Consider the following 23,226-nt stretch of genomic DNA (forward strand, 5'->3'; position numbering starts at 1 on the left):
AAAAGAAAGACAGACGACCCTCGCAATCAATTGTCCGACGCCTGTTACGGCTTCGTCAACCGTTGCCAGTCATTCGGTGCGATAAGTGTCGAACCCGAGAAAAGTGGATTCAGTATTCCTGCTCTACCGAAACCGCGACACCCGCGATTCGTGCCACGCCACGATCAGCACGATTGCCAGTCCCACGAACATGCCAAGTATCAGGCCTTGGGTGAAGCCCAGCCCCAAGCCGACGTGCACGGGGTTGAGGGACGACTCGGGTGGGATATCGAACACCGCGCGGTAGTAGCTTGGCGTGACGGTGCCCAGGACGAACCCAATTAGTCCACCGGCCAGTCCGAATCCCAGGGCGCTGAGGATCGTGATCACGAATCCACGCCGCACCGTCATGGTGGCGGGCATGGCGGAGGGATCGGGGGCCGACTTGGCTTGTGGGGAGGTGAAGGGGTTCATGGTATGAAGTCGATCTCTACAGCGAGCTATGGATTTGGAGGTAGACCGTACTTCTCATTGAGATCTAGTAAGTGATGGCCAAAGATGGCTTTTGCTTCTAAGTCGACAACGATGACTAAGAAGACGTTTTTGGTGCGAGTCATAACGAGGACATGGTCATAGCGATTGGATGCATCTCTGTAGACCTTCTCGATGAATTGATCGTGGATAGCGTTACCGAGTAAGTCATCGAGGGGGACCACTTGCACGTATGGCCAGATATCAATCACCTCCGTGGCTGTTTGCGTGACGTTCTGCATTGGTGACGCGAACGTGGCGTGAAAGTCAGCCTCAGACAGCTTTCTTGGAATCACGACCGCAGCACCTTTGGGAGGCTAAGTTATTTCGGGACGAGCGATAGCGTCTCTTCCCGAAGTATACTCACTTCCCTGCCCTTCTGCATTCATGCCGCGGCGGGATGATGCTCCACCGCCTGCGATTCACACTTCCGTCGTGTTGTCGTGCCTTCGCGTGAGATTCAATTCCCTCCCCGGGCCTGAGAGCCCGACCCTCCCGCAAGCGGGAGGGTTAAGAAATGGTTGCCTCTCCGTTCCCCGCACTCACTGTGGTGATTTCATACGCTGCTCCGCCAAAACCGCGGTTGTCAAAAAATCGCCGTAGAAATCGCCCGCACAATTGGTCCAATAATCGCGTGTCATTATGTGCACATCTAAGTGGCGAGCGGGGGCCGTCAGGCCCCTGGTCGTCTGGAAGTTAGGTGAGTGTATCGGACCCTTCGCTCCGCGAATGAGTGCCTGGGGGGCGTTACGCTCATTCGTGGAGCGAAGGGCCACTAACGGAGTTTTGGGACAGCAGCAGAGTTTTGGGCCAACATGCGAGACGGGTGAAACATGCGGAGAACAACGCGGCTGGTTTTGGCACCCTCGAACTAGTTAAACCACTGCTTTTATAGGCTTAACCATTCGGGGGGTGCGACAAAACCTCCCGAGTTTTGGGCCCACGAACGTAGATCCCGGATCTGGGGTAACAACTAAACGCTGCCGGACGGCTCGTGCTGGCATTGCTTTCTGCCAAGTCGGTCTAATTTCGCTATTCCGTACGACCGATACTTTGTGTAATTACCGCGAAGGTTCCACCCGCGGCCGAGAGCGAACGACGGAAGGTTCGCCGCCGCGAACTTTGCCCACCGATCTACCGGAGTTTTGTCGCGATGAACATGAAGCCAAAGTTGCGTCCCCTGTGGCAGCGTTTGCCGATCATGGGTGGCCTGGCTGGTTTGTGTGCCTGGAAGGCACTGGGGCTGCCTCGCAAGATTTTGCCCCGCGATCTGAAGAGCATCGTCAACAACTGGGATTACGAGATGTTCTCGATGATCCTGAAGTCGGGCGTGCTACGGGCGTTCATCGATCAGCCTTGCTATTTCCAGCAACCGAAGGTGATTGCTCCCAAAGCGGAAGTGGCGCCGGAGTACCGCTTGAGCCACGATCAGCTCAAGTCGTTCTATACCAACGGCTTCATCGGACCGTTCGACGCCTTCAGCCCGCAGCAGATGCAGAACTTCCGCAACGAGCTGCTGGAAGTTGAGAACACGAAGAGCGAAACGTACGGCTTTGTCACGCCGCGGGATCGTCACTTCGAGATGCCACGTCTGTGGAACTACATGAAGCATCCCGCCATTACCGAGCGGATCGCCCAGATTCTGGGACCGGACCTCTTAACGTGGCGTTCGCAGATTTTCTACAAGGGCCCGGGATCGCCATCGATTCAATGGCACCAGGCCAGCACCTTCATGGTGGAGGACTATCAGGATCCGGCCATTTTCCCGCCGAACCTGAACGACATCTTCCAGCTCACCGTGTGGGTGGCGGTGGACGAGACGCATCACGACAACGGCTGCCTGCGGTTCCTGCCCGGCACGCACAACGCAATTCGTCCGATCACGTTTGGCGGCGAGGAAGGCTTCTACGAAGCCGACTTCTCACTGGAGTACACCAAGGAAGAGGAAGCTCGCGCGGTGGAGGTTCCGGTCAAGCCGGGCCAGTTCATCATCTTCACCGAACGCTGCATCCACGGGTCGGGCCCCAATACCACGGACCGCCACCGTCTGGCGTTCAACCTGCGGGTGATTCCGACCAGCGTGCCGGTCTACACCGACAAGAAGTACTACCGCAGCGTTTACAACGGCGGCAAGTATCACTTGGACAAGTGGGGCGTTGCGGTGCTGCGTGGCGAAGATCGCTACAAGCTGAGCCGCACGATTCCCGACTACGAATTGGAGCGTACCGGCGTGGCCACCGAAGTGCTGCGTCCGGCTGCGTAGAACCAACGTTTCAGGTTTGCAGCAGCTTCGACTCGATCGGGTCCAAGCTGCTACGAGCAAATTCAGGAATCGATGAAACAACTGCAAAGTAAGCGAGCTCTTGTCACAGGGGCAGCATCGGGCATCGGGCAGGCGATTGCGCTGGAGCTCGCTCGGCAGGCAGTGCATTTGCTGCTGGCCGATCGCGATCAGGCTGGCATGGCCCGAACCGCCCAGATGGCTGGCGAACTGGGCGTCGGCGTTAACACGTTTTGCTACGACGCCGCGCATCCCGAGGAAATCGTCGAGCTGGCGAAGTTCGCCGCTGCACTGCCCGACGGTGTCGACATCCTAGTGAACAACGCCGGCATCACCTATCGCGGCATGACCGACAGGATGGAGCCCGAGCTTTGGCAGCGCGTGCTGGACGTCAACCTGTACGCTCCCATACGGCTCACTCAAGAACTGTTGCCAATGCTGTTGTGCAAACCCGATGTGCACATCCTGAATGTATGTAGCGTGTTGGGACTGGTGGGGCTACCAAAGGTCTGCGCGTACAGCACCTCAAAGTTCGGCCTGGTGGGCTACACCGAGTCGCTCCGCAGCGAGTATGGCGTGCAAGGCGTAGGGGTCACGGCGCTGTGCCCTGGATTGGTGCGGACGAATCTGTTCGACGCTTCGATTCCCAACGGTTACGAAGAGCGCAAGAAACCACCTCGCTGGGCCACCACCACACCGGATCGCGTCGCCAAGGCTGCGGTCAAAGCAATTCGCAAGAACAAGGCCCGCGTCGTGATGGAGCCCGTCGCCTGCTTGATGTGCTTTGCCAAACGCTTCATGCCACGACTGTTGGACTTCGCGCTGCACTTGGGACGTCGCAAACGGACCGAGCAGCGGCTGGCCTACTGGCGAAGGTGGCAGGCCGAGCACATGGCCTACCAACCACCAAGTGCAAGCCAGATGCCTGAACCCGAACGCAGGGCCGCCTAAGGCATATTGAGGACAATAGGAGCAAGATAGAATTCGGCCATGGAAGGCCCTGTGAGCTTGGACCAACCGCTAGCGTGCCCTACAATCGGCGCGGGGGAGGTCCGAGCCGAGGAGCACTTCCATGAGGCACCACCACGCTGCTTTCTATTTTCAGGCGACGCTGTTTGTCGCACTCAGCTACATCTCTACGACGAGCGTTGGCTACGAGTACGCCTTCTCCGAATTCAATAATGCGGAGTTCGGGCACACCTTCGGCGACTTCCAGCAGGAGCCCGGTGACAGCTCCCTGCGGCTATTCGATATCGCCAACGGAGCGGGTGGCGCCGGCATCTATCTGGGTGAGGGAATCGACTTCACGGACTTTGCCGACTCGCGGGTGAAGATTGACTTCACGGTCAATGCTTCCAATCGAGCTCGCTGGTTCGAGTTCGAGCTGTACGACGTCAACTCCCACGCCGCGAAGTGGCGGTTCGATGTCCAGCAACTGCCAGCAGATGTCAAACAGCACGGGGCATCTCTGGCCACGTTGGCCAATCCCGATTTTGTCATACGCAACGTTGACCATCCGGGGACCTTCGATCTGAGTAAGGTCCGCCTGATGCAGATTGTCGGCGACTACGGCTCGGCGGTGGGAAGTTTCGATATTTCGTTCGACCGCATCACCGTCGAGACGGACCTGGCCTATCCCGGTGCGCCGGACGAAGCGTGGTACACCGAGGCCGAGCGGCGGATCGAAGCAAATCGCAAAGCCAATTTGACCGTTGTGGTCCGCGACGCGGAGGGCCATGTGGTACCGGGCGCGAAGGTACACGTGGCCATGCAGCGGCATGAGTTCGGTTTCGGGTCGGCCATCGCCACGTCGTGGATCAATGCCGAGGGGGCTGATGCCGAACAGTACCGCCAGAAACTATTGGAACTGTTTAACCTGACGACCACCGAGAACGCCCTGAAATGGCGGGCGTGGTCAGGGGCGTACGGCTCGGCCAATTGGTCGCAAGACAACACGCTCGCCGCGCTCGACTGGCTAGCCGATCACAACCTGCCCGTGCGAGGTCACAACGTGATCTGGCCGGGGGAGCGATGGTTGCCGCAACCGATTCTCGACATGGTAGAGCCGACTCTGCAGTCGGGCGAGCCGCTCGATGCCGAGGGGCAACAGGCATTGCGCGCGGCCATCGCTGCGCATATCGATGATGTCGTGGGGCAGACGGCTGGCAAGGTCGTGACGTGGGACGTGGTGAACGAACCCCGCGCCAACCACCTGTTGATGGACGCCTTGGACGAAGGCAACGCCGCGATGGTCGACTGGTTCAACCAGGTCAAGAGCGTGCTGGCCGCCCACGACTCGTCGGCCAAGCTGGTTCTCAATGAGTATGACATCGTGATCACCGGAGGTGCGACCGACACCAAGAGTCAGCAAACGTTCTTCGACCAGTTGCGGGCACTGCAGCAGGCTGGAGCGGCGATTGACGGACTCGGAATTCAAGGGCACTTTCGTGAGGGCAATTTGACGGGCCCCGAAGACTTGTGGTCCATCTTCGACCGCTTCGCCGCGCTCGGGCTCGGCATGGAGATCACCGAGTTCGACTTCGGCACGACCAATCGTGAACTGCAGGCGAGGTACCTGCGGGACTTTTTCACAGCGGCCTTCGCTCATGAGTCGATCGATAACATCGTGCAGTGGGGATTCTGGGCCGGAGCGCACTTCCAGCCCGAGGCCGCGCTATTTAGCAAGGAATGGAGCATCCGACCGCATGGCCAGGCTTACGTCGACCTGGTGTTCGACCAGTGGTGGACCGATGAGCAGACATCCACCAACGATCAAGGTGAAATCACCGTGCGTGGATTTAAGGGGCAATACAAAGTGACCGCCGAGGCCAACGGACGTGAAGTTACGGCCGAAGTTAATTTGAGCGAAGGAGGGAACACTGTCGAGCTGACGCTCGATTGAAGTACCGATGTAGCTATTGCTATTGGCCGATGGGTGTGAAAGTGGGCGGAAAGTCGAGCGCCGAGCCATGGAACTCTTGCTCGAACGTACCCGGCTTGGTGGGAGTGACCTCGCCGGCGTAGCCGAACGAGCGGCCACTGCCATCTGCGTCTACTTCCACTGTAACTGTCAGGCGATAGGTCCGGCCAACGACGAGCCCGTCGATTTCGAAGTTGCCATGCTCGTCGGTAGTGGCCGATCCCCCAAAGGCTTCGGTAGAAATGCCATCTGGATACTCAATATGAATGGCACAACGGATTTTTCGATTCTCGAGCGGGACGTCCAGTTCCTCATCAATGAATCTGCCGATGAGTTTGGCGGCAGGCGCGATGGATACTTCATAGATTTCGTCATCGGGTGTAATGCGGGCGATGCCGGCGTGACGCTTGCCATCGACAGTCGCACTGGCATGCAGGTAGTGAGGTCCGCCGATGAGGCGAGTTTCGAACCAGCCTTCTGCGTCGCCTACTGCACGGATGTGTTGACCGCTGAAACCATCAAGGGGGTAGCTGAACACGCGGGCCGCCGCCACCGGTTGCTGAGCGGCACCGGCCAGCAGCACCCTCCCCTTCACAATACGATCTTTCTCGAACTGCCGGGGCGTGACTTGGACTAGCACTTCCTTCTCGGTTTCGCCGCCGACCACAAAGCTGGGCCGCTCTACCATTTCGAGACCGGATAGGTAGTACGAGCCGGGACCTACGAAGAACTCGAACTTGCCTTCTGCGTCGGTTTGCGTCCACTCGCCAAGGCCCGGACTGATAGCGAGTCGTGAGTCGGTTGGGTTCGGGATCTTCTCCGAGTCGGGGAGTTCGTAGTAGCTATTGATGGTCTTCTGGTTAAGTCGCAGTCGGGAGTTGGACACAGGTTCGCCGGTCGTTGCCATCTGAGCACGGCCATGCACTCGGGTGGCCGGCACCAGACGCAGCCGTACGCCGTCCAGGTCCTGGTCGAGCACGACCAGGTTCACGCCAGGAGATGCCCATTGTTTGTTATCGCCAGCAACGAGTTGGTAGTACATGTTGCGACTTACCAGCACCTCGAAACTGCCATCGTCGTTGGCGGCCACCGATTGCTGGCGAAAGTTGTCAAAGCCGTGGCCATCGCCTGCAATGTTGATGGTAATGTCAGATCCCTGCACGCCTTCGGGCAAGGCCACCTTACCGCTAAGAGAGACCATCTGGACCAGCGTCGCCTGGACAATTGGTTCGAGCGATTTGGGGTCGTAGTTTGCGCGCTCCGTGGCCGAGTAGCCTTCCATGCGGGCCCAGATCGTGGTGACGCGACTGAGATCGGCGGGAACTTCGAACGTGCAACGTCCCGAGTCGTCGGTCGTGTACTGGAACTCGGGCATCCCACTCAGATTGAGGTCCGCGCCCTTGTCGGGTTTGAGGTACAACCAGGGATAGACCTTGGCTCCCGCGAGTGGGTTGCCATCCTGGTCGACAACTTCGACGATCACCTCGCGACTGCCGTTGAGAACCAGTTCGATGGGTTCGTCGTGCGTCGGAGGCAGCAAGTTGGGATCCGTCTTGGGCATGCCGGGATAGGTGAAAGCAAAATAATCCAGTCCCAGGCCGGGTTTCATGGCCACGATGGTTTGCCGCGGTGCGCTATGCGGAACACGCAAGGCGGCCCTACCCTGTTGGTCTGTAGTGCCCCTAAACACATCTCGGAAACTTGACTGCAGCAGAACCGTGGCATCCCCCACTGGGGTACCGGATTCGTCGACCACGCGGACTTTCATCGTTCGCGCTGGCGCGAGCTCGATGGAGACTGGCTTCAGCGATTCGGGCAGCTCTTGCGTCCAAGGTAACTGCACCTGCCCCATGTTTTGGCCGTCGTCCGCGTAGACTGTTAGACCCGACACCTGCTTGGGCGCAATATTCAGCGTCACCAGCCCTTCGCTGTCGGTGGTTGCAGAGGGGGTCTGCCGTGGGGGAAACGCATTGGCGTAAACTTCGACGCCAGCGGCGGGAGTTCCCCCTGCACCGGTCACCGTGACCTTTAGCGGAAGCGTTTCAGCGCCGGTCGAAACTTCATCGGCGACGGCGACAGCGGTCAAAGCAATCCATCCAGCAAGCGACAGTGCGAGTCGTCCCATCGGTGAGAGCCCCTCCTCAACGAGATAGCTGTCTGTGGCGTGCCAGAAGCGTACCGGCAGCGCGGGGGTCAGTATAGCACTGCTGGATGCTGATTGCGGAACGGCTCACCACGTGGCAGCGGCTTCAGACACTGGCCGTGGCCGATTGCAGGACGCGGCACATGGCCTCGTCGAAAGCTACCAGCAGGATTTCGTCGAAAAAGTCTTCGACCATGGTGAAGCTGGCTATTTCGCGATGAGCGATCATCGCAGCCCGATTGGCGGGAAAACCGTACACGCCGCAGCTGATGGCTGGAAAGGCGAGCGAACGGACGTCGTGCTCTACGGCCAGTTGCAGGCAGTTGCGGTAGCAGTTGGCCAGATAATTGGATTCGCCGTAACCGCCGCCGTGCCAGATGGGGCCCACGGTGTGGATTACCCATTTGGAGGGCAAGTTGAAGCCGGGCGTGATGCGGGCCTCGCCGGTGGGACAGCGTACGCCGGGACGCCACTGTTCGACCTGCTCGCACGCTTCGCGGAGCTGCGGGCCGGCTGCGCCATGAATGGCGCCATCGACTCCGCTTCCGCCGAGCATTTGCTCGTTGGCCGCATTTACGATGGCATCAACTTCGAGCTTGGTGATGTCGCCTTGGACGACTCGAACGAGTTCCATGGGCCTACCCTTCGTACGCAGGGGGCTCCGCGCATGCGTGACACGCAAAGCAGGATGAGGATTTCCGAACAGGCTGTAGAGCTCAGAGAAGAGCCCTAAGGATACCACGTTCGGGTGACGGTGCCACCCAAAATCGGTCGATAACGGGTGGTCACCATGGGGGCAGCCGGCACCACGGGAATCGTCGGCCGCGCCACGACCACCGGTTGCGGTGCAACGTAAACCCTTGGGGCTGCTGGCGTTACCACCGTGGTAAACGGCCGAAGCACAGGGCGGCGGACGACGCTGGGCTGAACGACAGTCACAGCTGGAGCCGAGTAAAAGACCGTTTGGCCGTACACCTGAGCGTCGGCCGAGGGCGCGAACATCAGGGCCACCAAGGCTGCCATTACCAGGACGGAGAATTGGATATGTCTCATGTCTCGCTCCTTTTTTCACTTCCGCGATCCGACGGTGTCGCCAACGACCACTTATTATCTGCACGATACGCCCCGCGGCAAGCAGCGAGCCCCCAATCTTCGGCGGTTGGGCAGCCGAGGGAACTGCCGTACTCTACCTAAGGTGCTTTTGTTACACTACTTAGGTTGTGCCAGGCGGAGCGTTCAGGAGTCCCGCCGCCGACTGCCCTCAGGAAATACCCAATGCCCGCTGAATCCCCTTCTGTCCCAACCTCCCGCCCGTCCCGCAATTTCATTCAGCAGATTATCGATGCCGATCGGGCTAAGAACCCCCAGGTCGTGGTGCACACCCGGTTTCCTCCCGAGCCCAACGGCTACTTGCACATCGGTCACGCCAAGAGCATCTGCTTGAACTTTGGCCTTGCCAATGAATACGAGGGCAAGTTCAACTTGCGCTTCGACGACACCAACCCGGCCAAGGAAGAGCAGGAATACGTCGACTCGATTATCGACGACGTCCGTTGGCTTGGCGGCGATTGGGAAGACCGGTTGTTCTTCGCATCGGACTATTTCGACCAACTGTACGATTGGGCCGTCAAGCTGGTCAAAAATGGCAAGGCCTACGTGTGCGATCTCACGGCCGAGGAGATGCGCGAGCACCGAGGCACGTTGACCGAGCCCGGTAAAGACAGCCCTTATCGCACGCGTGGCGTAGAAGAAAACTTGGATCTGCTCGAGCGGATGAAAGCGGGCGAGTTTCCCGATGGCTCCCGTACGCTGCGAGCGAAGATCGACATGGCCTCGCCCAACTTGAACCTGCGTGATCCAGTGATGTATCGCGTCAAACATGCCCATCATCATCGCACGGGCGACAACTGGTGCATCTATCCCTCGTACGACTATACCCACGGTCAGAGCGACTCGATCGAAGGCATCACCTATTCCATCTGCACGCTGGAGTTCGAGAACCACCGCCCGCTGTACGACTGGTTCATCCAGCAACTCGAGATTCACCCCCCCCGGCAGATCGAATTTGCCCGGCTGAATCTCTCCTACTCGGTGATGAGCAAGCGAAAACTCCTTCAATTGGTGCAGGAAGGGCATGTCGCCGGTTGGGACGATCCGCGGATGCTTACCATTCGTGGTCTCCGCCGACGCGGTTACACCCCCGAGGCGATGCGGGCGTTCTGCGAACGTATCGGAGTGGCGAAGTTCAACAGCACCATCGACATGGCCTGGCTGGAGGATGCCATCCGCGAAGACCTCAACGAACGAGCCATGCGTCGCATGGCGGTCATGCGGCCGCTGCGTGTGGTACTAACCAACGTGCAGCCTGGCGAACCACTGGAGTTGGAGGTCCCCAATCATCCGCAGAAACTCGAGGAAGGAAAACGGAAGGTGAAGATGGGGCGCGAGATTTTCATCGAGCAGGAGGACTTCATGGAAGACGCCCCCAAGAAGTTTTTCCGACTCAAGCCTGGCGGCGCCGTACGGCTTCGTGGTGCGGGAATTGCCATCTGCGAGGAGGTGGTAAAGGACAAGGAGGGCAAGGTGGCCGAGCTAAAGTGCTCGTTCAATCCCGACACAACGGCCCAGGTGGATGGCAAAAAGGTAAAAGGCACAATTCACTGGGTGGATGCCGATTCGGCCCTCGACTGCGAGGTGCGTTTGTATGATCACCTGTTTACCGTTGAGATCCCGGATGTCGCGCCCGAGGGTGGTAGCTTCCTGGACAATCTGAACCCCAGTTCTCTGGAAACCACCATCGCCAAGCTGGAGCCTTCGCTGGCGGATGCAACCAGCGGCGAGTCGTTCCAGTTCGAACGGGTGGGCTATTTTGTCGCAGATTCAGTGGATTCCAAACCGGGGAAACCGATATTCAATCGCACGGTGACGCTCCGTGACACCTGGGGAAAATCGCAGAGAAAATAGGCAGAAGTCGGCGAAAAAGGTGGTTGCTAGTCCAAAGTCCCCCTCCTGAGTACAATGGCCCTGTTGTGCTCAATCCGCGGTGCGGATGGCGGTTTGGCACATGGCATGACAGGGGCTATCCTCATTCGCAAGGTCTAACACTTTGTGCACAGCTTCACATCCGTTGCTTGAGGAGAACGGAAATTCCGATCTTCTGCGGTCGCTGCTGGATGCGCTGCCCGTCTTGGCATGCTATGTCGATCACAGACTCGTGTATCGCTTCGTCAATCGGGGCTACCAGGAGTGGTTCGGGCTGAATACCGACCAAATTGTTGGTCGCTCGGTGGAAGAGGTTGTCGGCACCGACGCTGTGAAGGTGGTCGAGGCTCAGTTCGAGCGGGTGCTCGCTGGAGAGCGATTCTCCGTGGAGCAGTGGATGCCCTACGTTCGCGGCGGTCGGCGGTTCGTGGAGATCAACTATGTCCCACGACTCAATGAGCAACGTCAAGTCGAAGGGTTCTTTGCCCTTATCCAAGACCATACTGCCAGGCACGAAACCGATCGGCGGCTGGAGCGAAGCGAGCGTGAATTTCGCTCTTTCTTCGAGAACTCAAACTGCGGCAAGGCCAAGCTGGATTACCACACCGGACGCCTATTGGTGGTGAACAGCCGACTTTGCGAAATGACCGGCTATTCGCGTAACGAGTTGCTGGACATGCAAGCGGCCCAATTGCTTCATGCCGATCAACGCGAGACGTTTGAGGAGATCAGCCGCGAGAACGTCGAAAAAGGTATTGACCGTTGGTCGAAGGAACGCCTGCTGGCTACCAAGAGGGGCGAGCCACTGCCGGTGATGATCAACGAAACCGTCATGCGCGACCGCAGCGGAAAACCGTTTCAACTCATCAGCACGATCCTTGATCTCAGCGAAGTGAAGAAGGCGGAACGAGATCGTCTGGAGTTGGAAGAACGTTTCCGCACGATGGCCGACAACATCTCTCAGTTCGCCTGGATGGCCGACGGGGCCGGTTGGATCTATTGGTATAATCAACGTTGGTTCGACTACACCGGTACGACGCTCGATGAGATGCAGGGATGGGGATGGCAAAAAGTGCAGCACCCCGAGCACGTGGAGCGAGTGGTCGAGAAGTTCTCCTGGCATCTCCAGGAAGGCAAGCCCTGGGAGGACACCTTTCCGCTGCGTAGCAGGGAGGGCGAATACCGCTGGTTTCTCTCTCGTGCCAAGCCAATCTACGATTCGACTGGCAACGTCGTGCAGTGGTTCGGTACCAATACCGATATCACCGATCGATTGGAGATGGAGCAGCGATTGAAGGAAGTCGATCGTCGTAAAGACGAGTTCCTCGCCATGCTGGGCCATGAACTACGCAATCCACTGGCGGCCGTGGTGGGTGGGCTGCAATTGGTTCGTCAGTCGCCGGTACCCGTTGAACCTGACGACGAAACCTTCGACGTCATCTATCGTCAATCGCAATTGATGAACCGTCTGGTTGACGATCTGTTGGATGTATCGAGGATTAGGCGGTCCAAGATTCACCTCAAGCTCGAGGTGGCCGAACTCAGCGAACTCGTGGCTCAGGCTTTCGAAGTATGTCGAGCAACCGCAGCCGAGGCTGACGTTGAGTGCACGCTGGACAATAGCGACGAGCCAGTTTTCGCACGGGTCGACGCCGCCCGATTGCTGCAGGTGATTGGCAACCTGATTACCAATGCCATCAAGTTCACACCGGCGGGCGGTCACTTTCGAGTGGCATTGCAGGCCGACGATCAAGCTGGCACGGCCAAGGTATCCGTGCAGGACAGCGGCGTCGGGCTGGACGAGTCGGCCATGGCTACGGTGTTCGAGCCCTTCGCTCAGGCGGATACGTCGCTCGACCGCAGTCGTGGGGGGCTCGGGCTTGGCCTCCCCATTGCCAAGGGGCTGGCAGAACTGCATGGCGGCAGTCTTACGGCCGCCAGCGACGGACCGGGGGCGGGAAGCACATTCGTCCTCGAACTGCCGGTATGCGGGCCGGAGCCCGCGCATCGGACTGAAGCCGCAGCCGAAGACAGCAAGGTCGAAATTGGGGTATCGCGCCCACTAAGTATCGTAATTATCGACGATCGGCGTGATTCTCGCTATCCGGTGGAGCGATTCCTGGAACGCGAGGGGCATCAAGTAGATACGGCTATCGATGGGTTCGAAGGGGTCGAATTGGTGCGAAGGTTGAAACCTGACTTGGTAGTGTGCGATATTGGTCTACCGAGCATGGATGGATACGAGGTGGCCAGAAACCTGCGCGCCGATTCGCAATTGAGTGGAACTAAGCTGTTCGCACTAACGGGCTATGGACAGCTTGAAGACCGCGAGCAGGCTTTTGCAGCGGGATTCGACGCACACCTCGTCAAGCCGGTCGACCTGAACGAACTGCTGCGACTGATCGCCAGTACATTTGCCAACTGAACTTCGGTGGGTGGGCTGGCTCAGTCCCGTCAGGTTAGCCGTTCAGCCACTTCTTCTTCATAAGTCTAATTAGGGGGCATTCGCATGCCGACATCAATGGCTTTGGGCCATCGCAAGACGGCCTCGCATCTTCGCGTGTTTCTCACGTTCGTCATGATTCTCTCGCCGGTGGCTGTTGCGCAAGCGCAAAAGCCGGCCGTTAGCAAGTCGCTGCTAACGTCGCAGTCGGTGGCGGCTGCTTGCCTGCGGCCGAAGCAAATGCTCACCAATCCGGCCAACGCCCTGCTGCCGACTGAGGTGGCGAAGGCGGCGGGCGAGAAGTACTTGGGCCTCGATCTCGCACACGTCACCCGCGCAGTGGCGGTTGTCGAGCCCCCGCTGGGCACGAACATATACTACGCTTTGTACCTCGAGGCGGACCAGTCGTGGGATCTGAAACAGCTGTCACCCGAATTGACTGCCCATACCGAGCCAGGAGAGATCGGCGGCAAACCTTGTTTGGTAAGCAAAGTCGCTTCGGCGCCGTGCTTTATGGTGCTTAGGGAGACCACCCTGGTGGCAGCCAGCAAGGGCATGCTCGACAAACTCACGGCGGCGGATCGAGAACCTGCGGATTCGGTGCTTGCCGAACTCGTCGATCAGCACACGGCCGCCGACGACCTGTATGTAGCGGTCGACATGGAAGCCCTGCGGCCGCTGATTAACTTGGGGCTCATGCAAGCGTCGCAGGAAGCACCACCCGAAGCAAGAAAGTTCCTAAACATCCCTTTGCTGATACAGTCGGGCGAACTCACTCTGACGCTTGATGGATCCATGCCTTCCCGGTTGGCGTTTCATACCTCCAACGACCTCGATGCGGAGCAAGTCGAGGGGCTGTTGGATGAAGCGGTGGAGTTTGCCAGGAACAACATGCGGGCGGAGATGGAGCCCCAAATGGTCAGGTTGCGCGAAAGTGACGACCCCGTTGAACGGTCGCTGGCCGCCTATGGCGATCGGGTGATGGGTGTGTATCTCGACATGTTTGTGCCCAAGCGGGAAGGCAACACCTTCGTGTTGCTCGACACAACTGGCGGTGGCTCTCAAATGGGTTCGGTCGCCGTGATTGGCGTCCTGGTAGCCCTGCTGCTGCCCGCTGTGCAGGCGGCTCGCGAAGCCGCCCGGCGGAATTCTTCGATGAACAACCTAAAGCAACTGGAATTGGGGCTCTTGAATTATGAATCGTCTAAGGGAAAGTATCCGGCCCACGCCATTTACAGTGAGGATGGCAAGCCGCTGTTGAGCTGGCGAGTCGCAATTCTACCCTACATCGATCAGCAAACACTCTACTCCCAGTTCCACCTTGACGAACCCTGGGACAGCGAGCACAACAAGCCGTTGATATCGCAGATGCCTGCGGTGTTTGCCAGTCCAAGTTCCAGATTGGATCCTACCGAGGGCAAAACAAGCTACCTTGTTCCGATTGGGCCTGGCATGGTGTTCGAAAATGCTGATCGCCAGACGCGATTACCGCAGATTACCGATGGTACTTCCAATACAGTGAACCTGCTGGAAGTAAACGACGAGACCGCAGTGGAGTGGACCAAGCCGACCGACTGGAAGTTCGACGAGAGTGATCCTCTGAAAGGGCTGACCGGAATTCGGCCTGGGGTGATCCTGGCCGGCTTTTGCGATGGGCATGTGACCGCAATTTCGGAGTTCATTGATGCCGATGCCTTCAAGGCACTGTTAAGTCGTGCCGGCGGCGAAGTGGTGCAACTTCCTTAACGGGTGAACCGCCACCTGACAGTTGCTATGCGGTCGCTCGAACTACCTCGAATTCGCATCGCAGGTTTGCTGGTGATCACATTCTGGATCGCCTTGTATGCCATGGTTGTGCGATATTGGGGCATCCTGTCTGTCCCTATTGTCTACATGTTAGCGCCGACGATATTGGCCGCCGGCAGCGGACTGTTCGAGTGGCCACAGTCGTTCCGGCCGCTCAAGTTCATCCGTGGTGCCCTGGTCTTCGTCTGGGGGATCTCGATGGCTTTTCCCATCTGGGTAACGCTGCTGGCAGGTGCCGGGCCCGGGATCTCCGTGTTCTGTTGTCATGCAGCTATCACTCTGCTGGTGTGGGGGCCGCAGTACTTCCTTGTGACGAATTTCTACAAGTAGTCCCGCAAATTGCCAAAGACCTGCTCGCCGACGCGTGCCAACTGTGGGGCTTTCGTGAAACTACGGCTTGCGACATACTGAGTGGCTTGTATGCAAATCAAACCTTAGCCCCCTCAGTAGAACATGCCTTTAGTCGTTGTCGGCTCTGTAGCCATTGATAATATCGAAACCCCCACTGCCCGCCGCGACAATTGTCTCGGTGGCTCCGCCACCCATTTTTCTTACGCGGCGAGCTTCTTCACCAATGTTCGACTGGTGGGAGTCGTAGGCGAGGATTGGCCCGCCGAGCACACCGAGTTGCTCGCCAAACGAGGAATCGACGTTACCGGGTTGTCGCAGGTTACAGGTGGAAAAACGTTTACGTGGACAGGGCGATACGAGCCCAATATGAACGACCGCGAAACGTTGGAAGTGGAACTGAACGTCTTTGGCGAGTTCGATCCCGTCCTACCCGAAGACTATCGCCAAGCGAAGTACGTGTTCCTGGCCAATGGTGTTCCATCGGTGCAGATGAAGGTGCTCGAGCAGGTGCCGGGGCGTCGCCTGGCTGTAGCCGACACTATGGATCTTTGGATCCAAACGCAACGGGACGACCTGGAAGAGTTGATGCGCGAGTTGGATGGCCTGGTGCTGAACGATAGCGAGGCCAAGCTAATGACCGACACCGAGAATCTGGTCGAAGCAGGACACGCGGTGCGTGAAATGGGCCCCCGCTTTGTGGTGATTAAAAAGGGCGAGCACGGAGCGATGTTCTTCAGCGAGCACGAAACCTACGTACTGCCTGCCTACCCCACGGCTGACGTGGTCGATCCCACCGGTGCGGGCGACAGCTTTGCCGGCGGCATGATGGGCTACCTGGCCGAACAGGATGATTTCTCTCCAACAACCCTGAAGCGAGCGATGGCCTACGGAACGCTGGCCGCCAGCTTCAACGTGGAAGGATTTGGTCTGGAGCGGATGCAAACCATTACCCGCGACGACATCGACCGTCGGATGCAGGAATACGAGAACATGCTCAGCTTCTAGCCCTCTCCAAGCTATCTCAATACAAAAAAAGCGACGCCAGGCAATGAGCCTGGCGTCGCTTTGCATTTCTAGGTGACTAACACTCACTCAGCCTTTGGAGGAGCGGGCGGCACGCTGCGCAGTTCGTCTCGAGCAGGTGTTGGACGACCGATGTCATCGGCGTCTCCATCCACATCGTACGACCGCGATTCGACTCTCTCATCCGCAAGCGTTGGTTGAGCATTGTTCGCGTTCTCGCTTACCACCGATTTATTGGCAGTAGTCGGTTGCGTTTCGTTCTGCATCTGCACATAGATGCGCTGCCCGTTCTGGCAGATGAACGCTCGACCACAGCGGTCGTAGCGCACTGGTGTGGCCGACTGCCGGGTGGTTGCTGGTTGCGAGTCCATCGACTGCGATTCTTCAACACCCCGATACCCGGTAGAGTATCGCTGAGGCGATTGACGATTAGCCGTCATTCGCGCACCATCTTCGTATCGCAGCTGGCGAGCATTGGCCGAATTATATGGACGCCACTGATCGCCGCGGTGAATCATCCATTGACCCTGCGGGCTGTAGTACCACCACTGGTTCTGGTAGCCGACCATCCGCCAATTGGCATCGCGCGGAGCATTGGAGTTAGCGTTTGCATCGCGTGCCTGCTCAGGGACTGGCGGCGCGTTCAGCTTGTCTTGAGCATCTGAGTCCGATTTCCTCTCAGCGTCCGACGCTTGCTCGTCAGTATCCTTATCCTTTTCAGAGTCCCAATTGTTGTTGGATTCGTTGTCGGACCTTTCCTGTGAGTTTTCGACCGCATCCTGCTGCTGCTTGTCGTTCGACTCTTGCTGATTGGAAACGGATTCTTCTGCCGAATCGGCTGCTGATTCAGCTTCGTTAGAAGCGCTGGCCGAATCTTCTGCGGCCTTGTCCTTTGCCACGTCCCCGTTGTTTTCTGCCTTTTCGGCTGTCTCTTCGGCTGTTTGTTCGGATTGTTCCGCTGCAGCAGGCGGTTGCGGAGTTTCCGATTCCGGCGTGTTTTGTCCGATCGATACGGAACTAATGGTCAACAGGCCCGCTGCTGCGAGTGTACCGGCGAATGTAGTGAGTGACTTGCGCATAACTATTCTCTTTCCTTTGAATGAAGCCAACCTGGTTGAAGGTCGAGCAAGGAAGTGTTCGATTTGGCAGCGTTGTAGCTGCACTCGCTCTCTCAAGGCGCCTTGGCAACATGAGTTGCAATTTTGATGCGCAGTTGAGGTGTTTTTAGGCCAGAGCATCCAAGTTTTGCTAATTGGCCTGATGTAGCCAGAGTTTTTCCAATCTGGGGCTTGGGGAACGAGAGTTGCGCCGGTTGCAAATGCGCCGACTGAGCAGACGGGGCGGTCGTCAGAGCGGCAAACTGGCTGTTTGGACTACAACCATGCTGTCCATATGCCCGGTCGATGCATTGACCGGATCCTGGTACAACTGATGGCAGTTGGCCGTCATTCGTTGCCGCACTTTGGTTTGTTGTTGCTGATAGTTGCTCGATGTCCAAGACACGTACGTTTATCGCAATAGGTCCGTCGCTCGATATTGTCAGCCAGGCCGAAAGGGCTCTGCTGCGTTTGCGCAGGCTGGCCGACAATGTGAAGTGGGTGCAGCGCGACAACCTGCATTGGACACTGCACTTCCTGGGCGAGATTGACGACCAGGAACTGTACGACGTGTGTCGTGCCGCTGAACGTGCGGCCGCCGACTTGGAGCCGTTCTCGCTCGAGGCCAAGGGCGTCGGGGCTTTTCCCTCCCCTGCCCGTCCGCGCACGCTATGGATTGGCGCCGGCGAGGGGGCCGAACGGATGGAGAAACTTCACTTGGCGCTCGAAGAACAACTTCAGCCGCTCGGCTTTCGGGGCGAGCGACGTCGATTCGTGCCGCACCTTACGCTTGGGCGCGCCGGCCGAAGCTTGCGGCCGGCAGAAACGTCCGCGCTGTCATCTGAACTTGCCAAGCTAACGGACTTCGCGGCCGGCAATCAGGTGGTGGACGAGATCACCATTTTTGCCAGCCGCTTGCGACGTGAGGGGGCCGAGTACGCGGCCGTGGCTCACGTCCATCTGGCTGGTTAGCCTGGCGTGGGTCAGTGGGGACAGAAGTGCAGTGCAGCAGGCCGCCAATGCGGCGATGAATCGGCCATCGATTCTGTAGAAGTCTCGCCGGCGGCGCAACAGACCTATTCCGGAGCCATCGCCATGCCGCGCGGGAGCCAGGGAGTCACAAGGCGTAGCGAATCGCGGGAATGCGAACTTAGAGCGAGCGCATTGAGTCGCGAACCAGCGGCTCGAGTTCCTTGGTGTTTCGCTCGATGCCTAAAATGATGGTCTTCTGCTCAACGCCGTCGGGGGCCGATGCAACGACCGGAACGACTTGTCGGCGATCGGGCAGATGCATCCGTACTGCGAAGGTGCCATCGGGACGGAGCGTGACAGGCTCGCCTTCCACCGTCACGTGGGCATGGGGATTGGTTGCGCCGTAGATAACCAGCTCCGCGTCCACGGCGAAGCTTAGCTCCTCGCGATCGCTCACTTGACCTCCGGCACCGTTGCCAAATCGTGTTTCCGTGGGGCGTCCCATACGCCGCTGCAACCGCTCTTCCAACAGTTGCTGCAACTCCATGCTGGTGCCTTGCGCCGAATAACCGCCGCTCATGGCAAAGATACGATCAGCATTCTCGGCGACATCGCTCCAATTGCCATTGACGGCATCCGTCGAGCCCGGAGTCGGCGTAGTAACCTTACTGCTGCGGCACAGGCAGTAGAACGAGTCGTTCACGCCCCCATAACCGAGTTCGGCGCGGAAGTGGCTCGGGGGCTCACTGACATCGATGTACCAGTGGTTCACCCCGCCATGAATGGCGATGTCGCGATACAGTGACGAACTGCCATCCTCCAGCACCTTATAGATGCGCAGAGTGGGTTTCGCACCGTGCCAGTTGTGGCCCATGGCAGTACGGGCACGCTCGACGCTCGATGGCTTGACCTCCCATAAGGCCTGCAGCCAGTAGGCGTCGCGGACCATCAGGACAACGCGGTCCGTATCGGCTGCGGCGTCGTCCTCTTGATTGGTTGAAATATTCTTGAGCTGCGACAGTCGAGTGCGAAGAGCGTCGATACGCGATTTGGCTCGGCGCTGAGCCGGCGAGAGTCGGGGGGCCCCATTGGCCGCAGACTTACCATTCTGCTCGACCGACGCCTGGCTGCCTCCGCTACGCTTACGGCGACGGGCTGCCTTGGCCAGGGCGTCAATCAGTTCTTCCTTCCGCATGGAGTGCCAGCCGGTCACTCCCTCCTTTTTCGCCATCTGGGCGAGGTCCTTGCACGTATAAGTGCGGAGAGTCGCTGCGGTCATTGCTACCTGTATTGTGTTGAGATTCTGCGCTGGTTTGCCTCACGCGAGCTATATGCGGAGGCAGCCGCGGCTGGGTGGGACGGTGTGGTAATTGGAGGGCAGTCGAGCACGGACGAGGCACCATCGCGACAAACTGCCGTGCAGAGTTCTACCTCGTTGAACATCACCGCTATGCCCAACCAATGGCCCTGCAACAGCCATAGCACAATAGCGAGAATTCTCCCGCCCGATACTCTGCATATTAACCGAAATGCCCGCAGAATGCAACCAAAAATGCGCCGTTTTGCGTTCGTAAACCATTGCAGTGAAACGACTTGTGAAAGTTTTCGGGTTGCGGTGAGCCTGCGGGTGGATGGCCGCAGTGTGCGAGAATCTGCACACCGAGGTAACAAAGGTGGCGCTCGAACTGGCAATTCCTCTTGTTCCATCGCGACCTAAGTGCATCCCAAATAATGAGATACGTTAACAGGAGCTATTTGTGAAATTTTTCACGAATTCCCCTGCCCGGCCCGTTGACGCTCCATTTTCGCTGGCTTAAATTGCTGGCACGTAAAGACTTGGGGCCGATTGCCGCAGTGATGCGGTTGCCCCCAGTGTGATGTAAGTCGTTTGAGGAAGGTGATTTACGGTCGATCGGCAATCCAAACACCCTTTGGACCGCCAGAAGACCCCCCCTCCCACGTCGCCCTTCGCCGTCGCCAAACTGTGGTTCTCTCGTGCTCTGACCGTCTCCTTGGAGATGGTGGTGCCAGGGACCATTGGCGTATGGATTGATAAGCAATTGGGATGGTGGCCCTGGCTCAGCATCCTCGGCTTTGCCGGCGGACTCGTGCTCGGGATGTGGCATCTGCTGGTGATGACGCGACCGCCCGATAGTCGGGATTGAATTGACTTTCCGCTGAATTCCCATGGCACGCACCCCTTGGCTGTGGCTCGTATGCACCGTGGCGACCGCCGCTGTGCTGAGCTTGTTAGCTTGGTGTTGTGGTCCCGAGCGGGCTTGGGAATTCATGGGCATTGGCGTTGGTGTTTCGCTCGTCACAGTGGTGACTTCTCAAGTCACCTTGGCGATGAGCGGTGCTGCCCCAAGACCGCTGCACCGGATGTTGCTCGAGACAAGCGTTCGGACGGCTTTGCCACTCGGCTTTTTACTAGCGATTAGGATCGCGCGGCGGGAGCTGTTAGGGAATACATTTTTGCTGTACTTTCTTCCATTTCAATTCGTAACCATCGTTGTCAGCGTGTTGGTTTCGGTGGGACGGATCAAGGCTAGTGCAGCCGATGCAAGTGGGCGATCAGGTTCGGATGCTTGATCGATGCTGAGAGTAGCTGAACAACCTCGCAATACGAATCAAATGGCGCACGACAACCCGCTAAGCTCCGAAGCACTGTTTGAACATGTGCAGGATCAGCCCTACTGGCACGTTCCGCGGGACATCGCTCCGCCGGACGGTCATGTGCCGATTCCGCAGTGGTTCAAACAGGATACTCCGCTGTGGGAAATGAAGTCGGGCAATGCGATGCTCGACTCGATGTTCAAACCACTCGAGTTCGAGTTTACCAAATTCATGGTGATCGAACTGGTCGTGGCGGTGCTGATCGCGGTCTTCTTCATTGCTCTGGCAACGAAGATCCGCTTCGGTGGGATTCCCAGAGGCCGCTTCTGGAACTTCCTGGAAGTCATGCTGGTCTTCCTTCGCGACCAGGTGGCTCGCCCGTGCATTGGTGAACGAGATAGTGATCGCTTTCTGCCTTTCCTGTTCACTCTGTTCTTCTTCATTTTGGGTTGCAATCTGATGGGGATGATTCCCTGGGTCGGTTCTCCCACCGGTGCCCTCGCGGTTACCGGCGCATTGGCGTTGGTGACCTTCTGCGTGACAGTTGGATCGGGCATGAAAGAGCTGGGGGTAGCGGGCTTCCTCAAGGCTCAGGTGCCACACATGGACCTGCCCGGTCCTCTGGCCGTAATTCTGTTGCCGGCCATTTGGCTTATTGAGGTATTCGGCCTAATCATTAAGCACGCGGTGCTGGCCATTCGGCTTCTGGCCAACATGTTCGCCGGACACGTTGTGCTGGCGGTTATCGTTGCCTTCATTTCTGCCACGGCAGGAACGATTGCTTTCTGGGGAGTTATGCCGGCAAGTATTCTGGGCTCTGTAGCCCTCAGCTTGCTGGAGTTGTTTGTGGCCTTCTTGCAGGCATACGTATTCGTCTTCTTAGCGTCGCTGTTTATCGGTGCCGCCGTTCATCCACACTAGTCGCAATTAATTGTGCTGCGACATGCTCACATGTTTTCACAGGAGACTCGGAAGTGACTAAAATGCTTCAATTGATGATGGTCTTGGCCATGCTCGTTCTTGCCGCGCCGATGGCGATGGCTCAAGACGAAGGTGCAGGCACCGAGGATACGGTTGCCACCACGCCCGACACCCCCGACGCGGGAGAGGACGACACTGCAGCCGCCGGCAATTTGCTCACTAAGCTGGGCGCCAGCATTGGCGCAGGCATCGTGCTGATTGGTGCTGGTTTCGGCATCGGCCGCATTGGTGGACAGGCTGTCGAAGGTATGTCCCGTCAGCCGGAAGCTGCCGCCAGCATTCAGACAGCGATGATTATTTCAGCGGCCCTGATCGAAGGTGCTGCGTTCTTCGCACTGATTATCTGTCTGATTGCCGAGTAGTGCGAAAGTGCGTTCTGGCGAGTCGCAAGTTCTTTCCGTGAGAGGTAACCGAATGTCTGCGGTGCAACCCGTATTTCGTTGGCTGTTGGCCGGCTACTTGTTGGTAATCTTGGCTGGCGGCGCGACGACTGTCCGCGCTGCGGAGCATGCCGGCGGCGAAGCTGCTGACGCAGCACACCATGGCGCAGCGGAAAGCGGAGGCGGAAATCCCCTTCTGGTGGATCCCGATCTGGCGATCTACACCGCGATTGTCTTCGGTGTGCTGGTTTTGGTGTTGTGGAAGTTTGCTTGGGGGCCCATTGTCACGGCGTTGGATACCCGCGAGCAAACCGTCCGGGATCACCTGGCAGCTGCCGAGGCGAAGCATGAGGAAGCGAAAGGTTTGCTGGCTGCGCACGAGGCACGATTGGCCATGGCCAAGGATGAAGTGCGGGAGATGCTGGAGGAAGCTCGTCGCGATGCCGAAGCGACCAAGACGCAGATTGTTGCCGAGGCCGAGTCCGCTGCCTCGGCGCGTCACGATCGGGTCATTCGCGACATCGAGCAAGCTCGCGACAGCGCCGTCCGCCAATTGGCCGAGACCAGTGCCAACCTGGCAGTCGATCTGGCCGGCAAAGTGGTGCAGCAAAACCTCACTGCCGAACAGCAAGCCGAATTGGTTCGCGAAGCCACTGGCAAGCTGGCCGCTGCTTCGCCCAGTAACAATTGACCAAGGATTGTCGTCGTCCGCATGGCGGGC

At 58.2% G+C, this 23,226-nt stretch carries 20 protein-coding genes; 13 read left to right on the forward strand and 7 right to left on the reverse strand.

The window, feature by feature from the left end:
• Positions 1-123 precede the first annotated feature (123 nt).
• Both NG895_RS29910 and NG895_RS29915 read right to left on the reverse strand, forming a co-directional pair.
• Positions 124-453 carry a hypothetical protein gene (locus NG895_RS29910; protein ID WP_252856242.1) on the reverse strand — a complete coding sequence of 110 codons (330 nt, stop codon included), beginning with the start codon at positions 451-453 and terminating at the stop codon, positions 124-126.
• Between the two features lie 26 nt (positions 454-479).
• The gene (locus tag NG895_RS29915) at positions 480-806 is read right to left on the reverse strand and encodes a hypothetical protein (RefSeq protein ID WP_252856243.1); all 327 of its coding nucleotides are present in this window, start codon (positions 804-806) and stop codon (positions 480-482) included.
• Positions 807-1,663: 857 nt separating this feature from the next.
• On the opposite strand from NG895_RS29915, the gene NG895_RS29920 reads away from it, so the two are divergent.
• From NG895_RS29920 to NG895_RS29930, 3 genes are all read left to right on the forward strand, one after another.
• On the forward strand, positions 1,664-2,773 hold the full coding sequence (locus NG895_RS29920) for a phytanoyl-CoA dioxygenase family protein (RefSeq protein ID WP_252856244.1): 1,110 nt from the start codon (positions 1,664-1,666) through the stop codon (positions 2,771-2,773).
• Between the two features lie 72 nt (positions 2,774-2,845).
• The gene (locus NG895_RS29925) at positions 2,846-3,742 is read left to right on the forward strand and encodes an SDR family NAD(P)-dependent oxidoreductase (RefSeq protein WP_252856245.1); all 897 of its coding nucleotides are present in this window, start codon (positions 2,846-2,848) and stop codon (positions 3,740-3,742) included.
• A gap of 121 nt (positions 3,743-3,863) precedes the next feature.
• A complete protein-coding gene (locus NG895_RS29930; protein WP_252856246.1) occupies positions 3,864-5,693 on the forward strand; it encodes an endo-1,4-beta-xylanase in 1,830 nt (609 codons plus the stop codon).
• A gap of 19 nt (positions 5,694-5,712) precedes the next feature.
• Here NG895_RS29930 and NG895_RS29935 read toward each other — a convergent pair whose 3' ends face one another.
• From NG895_RS29935 to NG895_RS29945, 3 genes are all read right to left on the reverse strand, one after another.
• Positions 5,713-7,836: an Ig-like domain-containing protein gene (locus NG895_RS29935; protein ID WP_252856247.1), complete on the reverse strand. Its 2,124-nt coding sequence runs from the start codon at positions 7,834-7,836 to the stop codon at positions 5,713-5,715.
• Positions 7,837-7,960: 124 nt separating this feature from the next.
• Positions 7,961-8,488, reverse strand: coding sequence for an O-acetyl-ADP-ribose deacetylase (locus tag NG895_RS29940; RefSeq protein WP_252856248.1), 528 nt, complete (start codon positions 8,486-8,488; stop codon positions 7,961-7,963).
• Positions 8,489-8,583: 95 nt separating this feature from the next.
• Positions 8,584-8,907: a hypothetical protein gene (locus NG895_RS29945; RefSeq protein ID WP_252856249.1), complete on the reverse strand. Its 324-nt coding sequence runs from the start codon at positions 8,905-8,907 to the stop codon at positions 8,584-8,586.
• Positions 8,908-9,129: 222 nt separating this feature from the next.
• Here NG895_RS29945 and NG895_RS29950 point away from each other — a divergent pair, with 222 nt between their 5' ends.
• From NG895_RS29950 to NG895_RS29970, 5 genes are all read left to right on the forward strand, one after another.
• A complete protein-coding gene (locus NG895_RS29950; RefSeq protein ID WP_252856250.1) occupies positions 9,130-10,818 on the forward strand; it encodes a glutamine--tRNA ligase/YqeY domain fusion protein in 1,689 nt (562 codons plus the stop codon).
• Positions 10,819-10,960: 142 nt separating this feature from the next.
• Entirely contained in the window at positions 10,961-13,261 is a 2,301-nt protein-coding gene (locus NG895_RS29955; RefSeq protein ID WP_252856251.1) for a hybrid sensor histidine kinase/response regulator, read from the forward strand.
• 84 nt (positions 13,262-13,345) lie between these two features.
• Positions 13,346-15,025 carry a DUF1559 domain-containing protein gene (locus NG895_RS29960; RefSeq protein ID WP_252856252.1) on the forward strand — a complete coding sequence of 560 codons (1,680 nt, stop codon included), beginning with the start codon at positions 13,346-13,348 and terminating at the stop codon, positions 15,023-15,025.
• Positions 15,026-15,052: 27 nt separating this feature from the next.
• Positions 15,053-15,415, forward strand: a complete 363-nt coding sequence (locus tag NG895_RS29965) for a hypothetical protein (protein ID WP_252856253.1) — start codon at positions 15,053-15,055, stop codon at positions 15,413-15,415.
• 123 nt (positions 15,416-15,538) lie between these two features.
• A complete protein-coding gene (locus NG895_RS29970) occupies positions 15,539-16,441 on the forward strand; it encodes a PfkB family carbohydrate kinase (RefSeq protein ID WP_252856254.1) in 903 nt (300 codons plus the stop codon).
• A gap of 83 nt (positions 16,442-16,524) precedes the next feature.
• Here the strand turns inward: NG895_RS29970 and NG895_RS29975 are convergent, their stop codons facing one another.
• Positions 16,525-17,538, reverse strand: a complete 1,014-nt coding sequence (locus tag NG895_RS29975; RefSeq protein WP_252856255.1) for an MSCRAMM family adhesin SdrC — start codon at positions 17,536-17,538, stop codon at positions 16,525-16,527.
• A gap of 411 nt (positions 17,539-17,949) precedes the next feature.
• Between NG895_RS29975 and thpR the strand changes: the two genes are divergently transcribed.
• Positions 17,950-18,528: an RNA 2',3'-cyclic phosphodiesterase gene (gene thpR / locus NG895_RS29980; RefSeq protein ID WP_252856256.1), complete on the forward strand. Its 579-nt coding sequence runs from the start codon at positions 17,950-17,952 to the stop codon at positions 18,526-18,528.
• A 178-nt stretch (positions 18,529-18,706) separates the two neighbouring features.
• Here thpR and NG895_RS29985 read toward each other — a convergent pair whose 3' ends face one another.
• The gene (locus NG895_RS29985; RefSeq protein ID WP_252856257.1) at positions 18,707-19,807 is read right to left on the reverse strand and encodes a DUF4912 domain-containing protein; all 1,101 of its coding nucleotides are present in this window, start codon (positions 19,805-19,807) and stop codon (positions 18,707-18,709) included.
• A 652-nt stretch (positions 19,808-20,459) separates the two neighbouring features.
• Between NG895_RS29985 and NG895_RS29990 the strand changes: the two genes are divergently transcribed.
• From NG895_RS29990 to atpF, 4 genes are all read left to right on the forward strand, one after another.
• On the forward strand, positions 20,460-20,693 hold the full coding sequence (locus tag NG895_RS29990) for an AtpZ/AtpI family protein (RefSeq protein ID WP_252856258.1): 234 nt from the start codon (positions 20,460-20,462) through the stop codon (positions 20,691-20,693).
• Between the two features lie 469 nt (positions 20,694-21,162).
• Positions 21,163-22,065 (forward strand): F0F1 ATP synthase subunit A, encoded by a 903-nt coding sequence (gene atpB, locus NG895_RS29995; protein WP_252856259.1) that lies wholly within the window; start codon positions 21,163-21,165, stop codon positions 22,063-22,065.
• A gap of 62 nt (positions 22,066-22,127) precedes the next feature.
• Positions 22,128-22,487, forward strand: a complete 360-nt coding sequence (gene atpE / locus NG895_RS30000) for an ATP synthase F0 subunit C (protein WP_252856269.1) — start codon at positions 22,128-22,130, stop codon at positions 22,485-22,487.
• A gap of 52 nt (positions 22,488-22,539) precedes the next feature.
• On the forward strand, positions 22,540-23,196 hold the full coding sequence (gene atpF, locus NG895_RS30005) for a F0F1 ATP synthase subunit B (protein ID WP_252856260.1): 657 nt from the start codon (positions 22,540-22,542) through the stop codon (positions 23,194-23,196).
• Positions 23,197-23,226: the final 30 nt, after the last annotated feature.

The sequence above is a fragment of the Aeoliella straminimaris genome (assembly GCF_024054565.1).
Lineage (GTDB): Bacteria > Planctomycetota > Planctomycetia > Pirellulales > Lacipirellulaceae > Aeoliella > Aeoliella straminimaris.

What these genes read in the sequence shown, in the direction of transcription:
- NG895_RS29950 (WP_252856250.1), top strand. Translation starts at nt 9,130, where the DNA reads ATGCCCGCTGAATCCCCTTCTGTCCCAACCTCCCGCCCGTCCCGCAAT.
- NG895_RS29935 (WP_252856247.1), bottom strand. Translation starts at nt 7,836, where the DNA reads ATGGGACGACTCGCACTGTCGCTTGCTGGATGGATTGCTTTGACCGCT.
- atpE (WP_252856269.1), top strand. Translation starts at nt 22,128, where the DNA reads ATGCTTCAATTGATGATGGTCTTGGCCATGCTCGTTCTTGCCGCGCCG.
- NG895_RS29920 (WP_252856244.1), top strand. Translation starts at nt 1,664, where the DNA reads ATGAACATGAAGCCAAAGTTGCGTCCCCTGTGGCAGCGTTTGCCGATC.
- NG895_RS29970 (WP_252856254.1), top strand. Translation starts at nt 15,539, where the DNA reads ATGCCTTTAGTCGTTGTCGGCTCTGTAGCCATTGATAATATCGAAACC.
- atpB (WP_252856259.1), top strand. Translation starts at nt 21,163, where the DNA reads ATGGCGCACGACAACCCGCTAAGCTCCGAAGCACTGTTTGAACATGTG.
- NG895_RS29945 (WP_252856249.1), bottom strand. Translation starts at nt 8,907, where the DNA reads ATGAGACATATCCAATTCTCCGTCCTGGTAATGGCAGCCTTGGTGGCC.
- thpR (WP_252856256.1), top strand. Translation starts at nt 17,950, where the DNA reads ATGTCCAAGACACGTACGTTTATCGCAATAGGTCCGTCGCTCGATATT.
- NG895_RS29910 (WP_252856242.1), bottom strand. Translation starts at nt 453, where the DNA reads ATGAACCCCTTCACCTCCCCACAAGCCAAGTCGGCCCCCGATCCCTCC.
- NG895_RS29985 (WP_252856257.1), bottom strand. Translation starts at nt 19,807, where the DNA reads ATGACCGCAGCGACTCTCCGCACTTATACGTGCAAGGACCTCGCCCAG.
- NG895_RS29965 (WP_252856253.1), top strand. Translation starts at nt 15,053, where the DNA reads ATGCGGTCGCTCGAACTACCTCGAATTCGCATCGCAGGTTTGCTGGTG.
- NG895_RS29925 (WP_252856245.1), top strand. Translation starts at nt 2,846, where the DNA reads ATGAAACAACTGCAAAGTAAGCGAGCTCTTGTCACAGGGGCAGCATCG.
- NG895_RS29930 (WP_252856246.1), top strand. Translation starts at nt 3,864, where the DNA reads ATGAGGCACCACCACGCTGCTTTCTATTTTCAGGCGACGCTGTTTGTC.
- NG895_RS29975 (WP_252856255.1), bottom strand. Translation starts at nt 17,538, where the DNA reads ATGCGCAAGTCACTCACTACATTCGCCGGTACACTCGCAGCAGCGGGC.
- NG895_RS29960 (WP_252856252.1), top strand. Translation starts at nt 13,346, where the DNA reads ATGCCGACATCAATGGCTTTGGGCCATCGCAAGACGGCCTCGCATCTT.
- NG895_RS29940 (WP_252856248.1), bottom strand. Translation starts at nt 8,488, where the DNA reads ATGGAACTCGTTCGAGTCGTCCAAGGCGACATCACCAAGCTCGAAGTT.
- atpF (WP_252856260.1), top strand. Translation starts at nt 22,540, where the DNA reads ATGTCTGCGGTGCAACCCGTATTTCGTTGGCTGTTGGCCGGCTACTTG.